Annotated in this window: 11 protein-coding genes; 6 read left to right on the forward strand and 5 right to left on the reverse strand. The window is 63.9% G+C overall.

All coding sequences use genetic code 11. The annotated features are described in order from the left end of the window. On the forward strand, positions 1-186 hold a 186-nt coding region (locus EN984_RS13260), incomplete at its 5' end, for a DUF2794 domain-containing protein (RefSeq protein ID WP_127383777.1). Between the two features lie 108 nt (positions 187-294). On the opposite strand, the gene EN984_RS13265 is transcribed toward EN984_RS13260, so the two are convergent. From EN984_RS13265 to EN984_RS13280, 4 genes are all read right to left on the reverse strand, one after another. Next, entirely contained in the window at positions 295-867 is a 573-nt protein-coding gene (locus tag EN984_RS13265) for a GNAT family N-acetyltransferase (RefSeq protein WP_127269005.1), read from the reverse strand. A 106-nt stretch (positions 868-973) separates the two neighbouring features. Continuing rightward, the gene (locus EN984_RS13270; RefSeq protein ID WP_127271172.1) at positions 974-1753 is read right to left on the reverse strand and encodes a Bax inhibitor-1/YccA family protein; all 780 of its coding nucleotides are present in this window, start codon (positions 1751-1753) and stop codon (positions 974-976) included. Between the two features lie 228 nt (positions 1754-1981). Beyond that, positions 1982-4531 (reverse strand): ABC transporter permease, encoded by a 2550-nt coding sequence (locus tag EN984_RS13275; protein ID WP_127383778.1) that lies wholly within the window; start codon positions 4529-4531, stop codon positions 1982-1984. Beyond that, positions 4531-5226 carry an ABC transporter ATP-binding protein gene (locus EN984_RS13280; RefSeq protein ID WP_127268357.1) on the reverse strand — a complete coding sequence of 232 codons (696 nt, stop codon included), beginning with the start codon at positions 5224-5226 and terminating at the stop codon, positions 4531-4533. The genes EN984_RS13275 and EN984_RS13280 overlap by 1 nt, the downstream gene beginning before the upstream one ends. 85 nt (positions 5227-5311) lie before the next feature. Between EN984_RS13280 and EN984_RS13285 the strand changes: the two genes are divergently transcribed. Together EN984_RS13285 and thpR are read left to right on the forward strand one after the other, a co-directional pair. Further along, complete coding sequence (locus tag EN984_RS13285) at positions 5312-5956, forward strand: arylesterase (RefSeq protein ID WP_127268358.1); 645 nt, start codon at positions 5312-5314, stop codon at positions 5954-5956. A gap of 125 nt (positions 5957-6081) precedes the next feature. Then, positions 6082-6678, forward strand: a complete 597-nt coding sequence (gene thpR, locus EN984_RS13290; protein ID WP_127268359.1) for an RNA 2',3'-cyclic phosphodiesterase — start codon at positions 6082-6084, stop codon at positions 6676-6678. On the opposite strand, the gene EN984_RS13295 is transcribed toward thpR, so the two are convergent. Further along, complete coding sequence (locus EN984_RS13295; protein ID WP_127268360.1) at positions 6582-7100, reverse strand: low molecular weight protein-tyrosine-phosphatase; 519 nt, start codon at positions 7098-7100, stop codon at positions 6582-6584. The genes thpR and EN984_RS13295 overlap by 97 nt on opposite strands. Positions 7101-7150: 50 nt before the next feature. On the opposite strand from EN984_RS13295, the gene EN984_RS13300 reads away from it, so the two are divergent. The 3 genes from EN984_RS13300 to EN984_RS13310 form a co-directional block, all read left to right on the forward strand. Beyond that, positions 7151-7447: a 4a-hydroxytetrahydrobiopterin dehydratase gene (locus EN984_RS13300; RefSeq protein ID WP_127268361.1), complete on the forward strand. Its 297-nt coding sequence runs from the start codon at positions 7151-7153 to the stop codon at positions 7445-7447. A gap of 123 nt (positions 7448-7570) precedes the next feature. Continuing rightward, positions 7571-7933, forward strand: a complete 363-nt coding sequence (locus tag EN984_RS13305) for a YkvA family protein (RefSeq protein WP_127268362.1) — start codon at positions 7571-7573, stop codon at positions 7931-7933. A gap of 270 nt (positions 7934-8203) precedes the next feature. Then, the coding region (locus tag EN984_RS13310) for an invasion associated locus B family protein (protein ID WP_127383779.1) at positions 8204-8652 on the forward strand (449 nt) is incomplete at its 3' end.

Raw genomic sequence — 8652 nt, forward strand, 5'->3', positions numbered from 1 at the left:
GGGTTTTCCGTATTCCGCCGCACCAGCGAAGTGCCGCTGTTCCAGATCGTCAAGGATCCGAAACTGGCCCGCAAGCAGGGCGCTTTTGCCGTCATCGCCGCCGGCGGCCGCATCTTGAAGCGTGGTCAGGAACTTGGCCGCGTGCTTGGTGTGTTCGACAGCAAGCTGAAGCTGGTCGAAGCCTGAGCTGGGGAATTAGAGCAGGGGAATTGAAGAGCTGGAGAATTGATTAATTGATGAAAAGGCACTCGGCGCCTGACGCTATCTTCTTCAATTCTTCAATTCTTCAATTCTTCAGTTCCCCCTAAGGCGAAACTTCCGCTCCGGCAGCGATTCGGGATCGGGCGGCAGCGTCGCACCGCCATTCAGCGACAGCTGCATGAACACCGTGTCCAGCCAGCGCCCATGCTTGTAGCCGGAACCTTCAAGGCGTCCCGAATGGCGAAAGCCGAGCTTTTCGTGCAACCGCACCGAGGCGCTGTCGGGACGGCCATCGCCGATCACCGCGATGATCTGGCGAAAGCCCGCCGTCGTCACTGCCTCGATCAGGCTTTGCATCAGCTTGAGCCCGACGCCCTGGCCCTTGGCCTCGGGCGCGACATAGACCGAATCCTCGACGATGAAGCGATAGGCCGGGCGTGGCCGGAAGGCGCCGGCATAGGCGTAGCCGAGAACGGTCCCGTCCTTCTCCGCCACCAGGTAAGGAAAGCCGCCGGCCGTCAGGCTGTCGAATCGAACACCCATCTCCGCACGGCTCGGCGGCTCCAGCTCATAGCTCGCCGTGCCTTGGGTCACCGCATCGGCATAGATGTCCGTGACGCTGTCGAGGTCGGCCACCGTGGCAGGCCGGATCGCAATATTGCTCATTGTTTATGCATGCCGTTTCTCTGCTCGCAATAACAGCAAAGGCCAAGACAAAAGAAAAGGGCGGCCGTTGGGCCGCCCTTCCGGAAGTTGATGGTCCAATGCCGCTTTAGCGGCGGTCGCCCATGAACTGCAGCAGGAACATGAACAGGTTGATGAAGTCGAGATAGAGCGTCAGAGCGCCCATGATCGCCTTGCGGCCGGCGACGTCGGAAGTGTCGCCCTCGAAATACATCTCCTTGATCTTCTGCGTGTCATAGGCGGTCAGGCCCGCGAAGACCAGCACGCCGATCGCCGACACGGCAAAGGACAGCGCCGACGACTGCAGGAAGATATTGATCACCGACGCGATGATGATGCCGAACACGCCCATGATCAGGAACGAGCCCATCGCCGTCAGGTCGCGCTTGGTGGTGTAGCCGAACAGCGACAGCGCACCGAAGGCGGCGGCCGTGGCGAAGAAGGTCTGTGAGATGCTGGCCGTGGTGTAGACCAGGAAGATCGAAGACAGCGACAGGCCGACGAGACCGGCATAGACCCAGAACGTCGTCTGCGCCGCCGAAACGCTCATCGACTGAACGCGGAACGACAGGAACAGCACGGCAGCCAGCGGCGCCAGCATCACCACCCAGCGCAGCGGCGAGCCGAAGATCGCGTAGCCGAAGGAGGTCAGCATCTCGCCGCTTGGCAGCGTCGCGACAGCCGAAGCCGGATCGGTGGTGGTGGCCAGCATGATCGTGCCGATCGCGGCAAGACCAGTGATGAGGAGGCCAAGCCCCATCAGATTGTAGACCCTGATCATATAGGCGCGCAGGCCCTGATCGATGTCGGCACCGACGCTGACGCCGGGCACGGCGCGCGTCTGGTAGTTGCGAATGGGATCAGCCATTGTAGTCCTCTATTGCTTCTGCCCCGTCGGGTGTCAGGTCCTTCCGGACCCAGGCGCCGCTGGCAGGGCTCCAGCATGCCTGTGGCGAAATATGATGGTTATTCGCGTCAAGAACAAGTCCGTAACCGGATGTAACGGTTCGTGACAGGGCGAAGTGCCGATTCTTCGGCTTTTCGGAGGGCTTTCTTACCAAGATTTAATCCAGGATGCCCATTTCCGGGCCTGTCGTCACAAATTGCGCAGCACCGGTGCTGCCTTGTGGCCGAGCACCCGCCAGGTGCCGGCAAGACCAATGCCGACCGTGATCACCAGCGAAAACAGAATGGTCGCCACTGCCACCTCGGGCATGAAATGCGACGGCAATGTCATGATGCGCGCGACGACGAACCAGGCCGCCGCACTGCCCGCCGCCAGCGCGAAGATGGCGGTGGCCAGTCCGATCAGCATGTATTCGAGCGAGAAGGCCGATATCAGCGTCGTGCGTGTCGCCCCCAGCGTCTTCAGCACCACCGCATCATGGATGCGCGCCCGGTTGCCGGCGGCGAGCGCGCCGGCCAGCACCAGCACCGAAGCGATCAGCGCCACGCCGGCCGCGGCTCGGATCGCCGAGCCGAGCTGTCCGACCAGCCGGTTGACGACATCGAGCGCGTCCTTGACCCGCACCGTCGTCACCGCCGGGAAGGCGCGGGTGACGGCGTTGAGGATGCGGGCGTCGTCGGCCGTCGAGGTACTCTTTTCGGTCAGCGTCGCCATCCAGCCATGCGGGGCGCCCGCGAATGTGTTGGGCGAGAACACCATGACGAAATTGATGCCCATCGTCTCCCACTCGACCTGGCGGAAATTGGCGATCCTGGCGGTGACATTGCGTCCCAGCACGTTGACGGTGATGGTATCGCCGAGCTTCAGCCCGATCTCCTTGCCTTCCTGCGCCGAAAACGAAACCAGCGGCTCGCCGCTGTAATTTTCGGGCCACCAACTGCCCTCGGTCAACGTCGCGTTCTCCGGCTGCCGGGTGTCATAGGTCAGGCCGCGGTCGCCCCTCAGCACCCAGGCGCCTTCCGCCGGCACCTTCACCTTGTCGACATCGATACCGTTCAGCGCCATCACCCGGCCGCGCAGCATCGGCACCTTGGCCAGCACACCCTGCGGCGCCTCCTTGCCGATCAGCGCCGAGAACGACGCGACATCGGCGCTCTGGATGTCGACGAAGAAGAAGTTCGGCGCCCGTTCCGGCAGGCTGCCGGAGATCTGCCGCCTGAAGTTGCCGTCGATCAGCGCCAGCGTCACCAGCGGCGTCAGGCCGAGCCCCAAGGACAGCGCCACCGATGGCGTCAGCGCGCCTGGCCGATGGATGTTGCCGATAGCGAGCCTGAGCGCCACGAAGCGCACGCGCGGGCTCTTCCTGGCCGCCCATTGCACCAGTGCGCAGACCACGCGCAGCACCAGGAAGGCGAAGACGGTAGCGCCGACAAAGATCGAGGCGATGCGCTGGTCGCCGGAAAACAGAATGGCCAGCGCCGCCAGCAACAGCGCGATGCCTATGGCCGCCGCGACATAGGCGGGGCGCGGCAAGCCGCGGCCTTCCAGCCCCATCTCGCGAAACAGCGCGGTTGCCGGCACATCGCGGGCGCGGCCGAGCGGCAGCAACGCGAAAGCCAACGTCACCAGCAGGCCGAACAGCGCCGCCATGCCGAGCGCGCCGGGATAGAAGCCGCCTGCGGCCGGCACCGGAATGACGGATTGCAAGGCCGCACTCGCTGCGAACGGCATCAGCGCGCCGAGCACAAGGCCCAGCACGATACCCAATGCGGCAATGATCAGGATCTGCACCAGATAGACGGCAAAGACGAAGCCGCCCGAAGCGCCCAGGCTCTTGAAGGTGGCGATCACGCCGCGCTTGCCGTCGAGATAGGCGCGCACCGCATTGGCGACGCCCACACCGCCGACCACCAGCGCCGTCAGCCCGACCAGGGTCAGGAACTGAGAGAAACGTTCAATGTTCGACGACAGCGCGGGCGCCGCGTTGCTGCGTGTGCGGATCGACCAGCCTGCTTCGGGGAAATCCGTGGCCGCCTGGTCCTGGACGCCCTTCAGTCGCGCCTCGTCGGCGTCTGCCGGTAGGCGGATCTTGTAGGCATTCTCGACCAGGCTGCCCGGCTGGATCAGTCCAGTGGCCGCCAGCCCGTCCGTCGAGATCATCAGCCTTGGCGCGAAGCCGAAACCGTCGGACACGGCGTCCGGTTCGGCGACCAGCCTGGCGCGCAGTTCGAAAGTGGCGGTACCAAGCTTCAGCCGGTCGCCGATCTTGACGTGCAGCCGCTCGAACAGAAGGTCGGGTGCCGCCGCACCGAAGACGCCGAACTCTTCGCCGAACAGTTCCTGTTTCGACAGTGCCGGCTCGGTCTCCAGCGTGCCATAGAGAGGATAGGCATGGTCGACCGCCTTGGCCTCGACCAGCGCCTGGTCGGATCCGTCGGCCAGACGCGCCATCGAACGCATGCTGGCGGTCCGGGAAACTGTGCCGAGCCCGTCAAGGAAGCTGCGCTCCGCCTGGCTGGCGTCACGCTGATTGATCTCGAAGCGAAGGTCGCCGCCCAGCAGCGTCTGGCCCTGATTTGCGACACCGGCGGTGATCGAACGCGCCACCGAGTTGACGCCGCCGATGGCCGCGACGCCGAGCGCGATGCAGGCGAGAAAGATCAGGAAGCCGGACAGGCCGCCGCGCATCTCGCGCAACGAGAAGCGGACCGCGAGCCTCAACGTCCGGGACAGCGGCATCAGGCCGTCACCTTGACAGGCGCCGGCGCCTCGATCCGGCCCGAGCGCATCGATACCTGGCGCGAACAGCGTGCCGCGAGCGCCGGATCATGGGTCACCAGCACCAGCGTCATGCCGCGCTCGGCCGCCTTGGCAAACAGGAGGTCGGCGACCTGCCGCCCGGTCGCCTGGTCGAGATTGCCGGTCGGCTCGTCGGCGATCAGGATGCGCGGCGACGGCGCCAATGCGCGGGCGATCGCCACGCGCTGCTGCTCGCCGCCCGACAATTCGCCGGGATAGTGGGTGACGCGGTCGCTGAGGCCAACCGCCTCCAGCTCGCGCGCCGCCACCGAAAACGGATCGGCATGGCCGGCCAGCTCCAGCGGCACCGCGACATTTTCGAGCGCCGTCATGTTGGGAATGAGATGGAAGGACTGGAACACGATGCCAATGTTTCGGCCTCGAAACGAAGCAATCTGGTCCTCGCTTTTGCCGTTGAGCAACTCACCAGCGATTCGGACCGTACCCGAATCGACCCTTTCCAGGCCTGCCAGGACCATCAGCAATGTCGACTTGCCGGAGCCCGAAGGCCCGACGATGCCGGTCGCCTCCCGGGTCGCCACATCAAGGCTGACACCCTTCAGCACATGGACCGATGAAGCGCCCTCGCCAAGGGTCAGGGATACATCTTTCAGCGCGATGACGGCTTCTGTCAAAATGAAATCGTCCTATAATCTGGGAAGGCTCTGCTTGCCGGAAGCCGTCGACTGAAGAATTCCTAGCTCATATGGGGCCTGCCGCATGTCTTTCAAACGCAGTATTGCCGCAGGCCTCATGGTTTTCCTCGCCATTTGCGGCGCCATGCCGTCAGCGCGTGCCGAGCCGTTCAAAATCGTCGGCTTCGGCGACAGCCTGACGGCGGGCTATGGCCTTGGGCCTGACCAGGGCTTTACCGACAGGCTGCAGGCTGCCCTTCGCGCCAAAGGCCATGATGTGAGCGTCGCCAATGCCGGCGTTTCCGGCGACACGACGAGCGGTGGCCTGGCGCGGCTCGACTGGTCGGTGCCCGACGGCACGCAACTGGTCATCCTCGAACTCGGCGCCAACGACATGCTGCGCGGCGTTTCGCCCGACATCACCAGGAAGAACCTCGACGAGATGCTGAGCAAGCTGAAGCAGCGCAAGATTGCCGTGCTTCTGGCCGGCATGCGTGCCGCACCCAATCTTGGCCCCGACTACCAGAATGCGTTCGACGCCATTTTTCCGGACCTGGCGAAGAAATACGACGTCGTACTCTACCCGTTCTTTCTCGACGGCGTCGCCGGCCAGCCCGGCATGCAACTCGAGGACGGCCTGCATCCGAGCGTTGAAGGCGTCGACCAGATAGTCGAACGCATCCTGCCGACGGTCGAGAAGGTGATCGCTGCAGTGCCGGGCGATTCCTAGCGGATTGGAACTGTTTCCGAGCAGGGGGCTTTTAACAGGGACTGTGGCCAACAAACCTCTTGCTCCGTTTGACTATCGATGATTCGCTGGGGATGACAGTTCGATTCGAGGAAGGGAGGCTCTTCATGCCGCGTCTTTTCACCGCCCTCGAAATTCCGCGTGACGCTGCCCTTTCGCTGTCCCTGCTGCGGGGCGGCTTGCCGGGAGCCCGCTGGATCGATGTCGAAAACTACCATCTGACGCTGCGCTTCATCGGCGATGTTCCCGGCCATGTCGCCGACGAGATCGCCAACGCGCTCGACCGCGTCCACCGCCCTTCCTTCTCGCTGGCGCTGTCCGGCGTCGGCGCTTTCGGCCAGAAGAAGCCACATGCGGTGTGGGCAGGCGCTTCCGCCTCGCCCGGTCTGGCCGCCCTTCAGGGCGAGATCGACCGCATCTGCCAGCGGCTCGGCATCCCGGCCGATCCCCGCAAGTTCATGCCGCATGTCACGCTGGCACGCTTACGCAATTCGACCCCGCTGGACGTCGCCCAATATCTGTCGGCGCGCGGCAATTTCTCGACGCTGCCGTTCCGCGTCGGCCGTTTCGTGCTGATGTCGTCGCGCGATTCGGTCGGCGGTGGACCCTACATCGTCGAGGAAGCCTGGCCGCTGTCAGGCACGGACGCCCGCGCGTCCAGCCTTGTCGCCAGCGCCTCCGACGCCTCGCGGATCATGCGATAGGCGGAAGCGAAGGCTTCTGCCTCGTCATGATAAGGATCCGGCACGTCGCGTGCCTTTCCCTGCGCGAACTCCAGGAACAGATGGATGCGGTCCTGCACGGCCGCCGGCGCCAGCGCCTTCAGGTCGGCGACATTCGACCGGTCCATGCCGAGGATCAGGTCGAAACGGTGGAGGTCCTGCGGCGTGACCTTGCGCGCCCTTTGCCCGGAAATGTCGACGCCGTGCCGCACCGCGATCGCGATCGCGCGTCGATCGGGGGCAGAGCCGGCCTCCCAGTCACTGGTTCCCGCTGAATCGAGCAGGATATCCCGGGCCGACCCGCGCTCGGCCCAAACCGCGCGGAAGACACCTTCCGCCAACGGCGACCGGCAGATATTGCCGAGGCAGACGAAGAGAATGGAGTTTATGGGCTTCGCGCTCATCGATCCGTCGCTATGGTAAGGGTCGTTTTCGAATAGCACAGGATATGGACATGGCGAGAGAGAAACTGGGCAGGCAAGCCGCTGAAGCCGCATTGACCGGTCTTGACGGCTGGGCGCTGGCGGAAGACGGCGCTTCCATCAAGCGCACATTCACCTTCGCGAATTTCTCCGAGGCTTTCGCCTTCATGACCCGCGTCGCGCTTGCCGCCGAGACGATGGACCATCATCCCGACTGGTCGAATGTCTACAAGACCGTCGATGTGACGCTGAACACTCACGACGCCGGCGGCGTCACCACGCTCGATATCGATCTGGCCAAGAAAATGAACCGCTTTGCCGGCGCCTGAGGCCTGGTATCGCCTCGGCAGGCCCAAATCGGCACCAGCATCTTGTAGCGGGGGTCGGGTTTCACCACATTTTCCCCCGCGGGCATGCGCCGGATGCGCATGGGCGCTCGCAAGGAGACACTGATGGCGCAACAATCCGGTTTTGATTTCTTCGGCTTTGGCGGCAAGCTGGCAAACGAGAGCGAAGTGCGCGAGAAATTCTGGCGCACAGCCAAGAAGGCCGCGCTGCAGATCCCCTACATGGAAGAGGTCGTGGCCGCCTACTACTGCGCCATGGACAAGAACACCCCGCTGCGCGCCAAAGGCATTCTGCTCGCGGCGCTCGGTTATTTCGTGCTGCCGGTGGATGTCATCCCCGACTTCGTCTTCGGGCTTGGCTTCACCGACGACATCGCCGTGCTCACCGCCGCGATCACCGCCGTCAGCGCCCACATCACCACTGCGCACCGGCAAGCCGCCAGGGACGCCATGGCCGACAAGGGCTGAACTCACGCACGGAACGCCGTTGAAGCCGGCTTTCTGCGGCAGCGTAAAAAGTCAAACTCTTGCCGCTTTCGTGGCCTCCAAGTCGCCAAAGGGATGTCGCGCCAGCCGCTCGCAAGGCGGCGGCGCGGCAATGGCGGCGGTTTCCTCGGGGTGAGGGTCCTTTTCTCTTCGGAAATTCACCGTTTGGTAACCCAGATTAAATCAAAATGAAGCGACGGGCAGGACGCCAAGCCGGCCTGCCTCCGCACCATTTGGAATACGGGAAAAGCGATGCGCGGATTAATTGCACTAGTTTCGAGCCTGGTCCTGGTGGCCGTGGCAGCGCCGGCGCTGGCGCAGTCGGCGACCAAGATCGGCCAGCACAATGCCTGGGGCACCTACAGTTACCAGGCATCGGGCGGCAAGGTCTGCTATGTCCTGACCGTGCCGACCGACAAGCAGCCGCCTACGCTCGATCATGGCGACATGTTCTTCTTCGTCAGCCAGCGGCCCGGCCAGCAAGTGTCCTACGAGCCGCAATTCATTGCCGGCTACAACTTCCAGGACGGCTCCAAGGCCACCGTGACCATCGACAAGAAGACGTTTTCGATGTTCACCCGCGGAAAATCGGCCTGGGTCGAGAATGCCGCCGAGGAGCCGGTGCTGATCGCCGCCATGAAGACCGGCACCGACATGAAGGTGACGGCGAAGTCCGGCCGCGGCAATCCCACCTCCTATGT

The organism is Mesorhizobium sp. M7A.F.Ca.CA.004.12.1.1 (genome assembly GCF_003997835.1).
Taxonomy (GTDB): domain Bacteria; phylum Pseudomonadota; class Alphaproteobacteria; order Rhizobiales; family Rhizobiaceae; genus Mesorhizobium.

Bases quoted from the DNA above. Each gene is read 5' to 3' on its own strand.
- EN984_RS13265 (WP_127269005.1), bottom strand. From the start codon at position 867: ATGAGCAATATTGCGATCCGGCCTGCCACGGTGGCCGACCTCGACAGC.
- EN984_RS13305 (WP_127268362.1), top strand. From the start codon at position 7,571: ATGGCGCAACAATCCGGTTTTGATTTCTTCGGCTTTGGCGGCAAGCTG.
- EN984_RS13285 (WP_127268358.1), top strand. From the start codon at position 5,312: ATGTCTTTCAAACGCAGTATTGCCGCAGGCCTCATGGTTTTCCTCGCC.
- thpR (WP_127268359.1), top strand. From the start codon at position 6,082: ATGCCGCGTCTTTTCACCGCCCTCGAAATTCCGCGTGACGCTGCCCTT.
- EN984_RS13270 (WP_127271172.1), bottom strand. From the start codon at position 1,753: ATGGCTGATCCCATTCGCAACTACCAGACGCGCGCCGTGCCCGGCGTC.
- EN984_RS13295 (WP_127268360.1), bottom strand. From the start codon at position 7,100: ATGAGCGCGAAGCCCATAAACTCCATTCTCTTCGTCTGCCTCGGCAAT.
- EN984_RS13275 (WP_127383778.1), bottom strand. From the start codon at position 4,531: ATGCCGCTGTCCCGGACGTTGAGGCTCGCGGTCCGCTTCTCGTTGCGC.
- EN984_RS13300 (WP_127268361.1), top strand. From the start codon at position 7,151: ATGGCGAGAGAGAAACTGGGCAGGCAAGCCGCTGAAGCCGCATTGACC.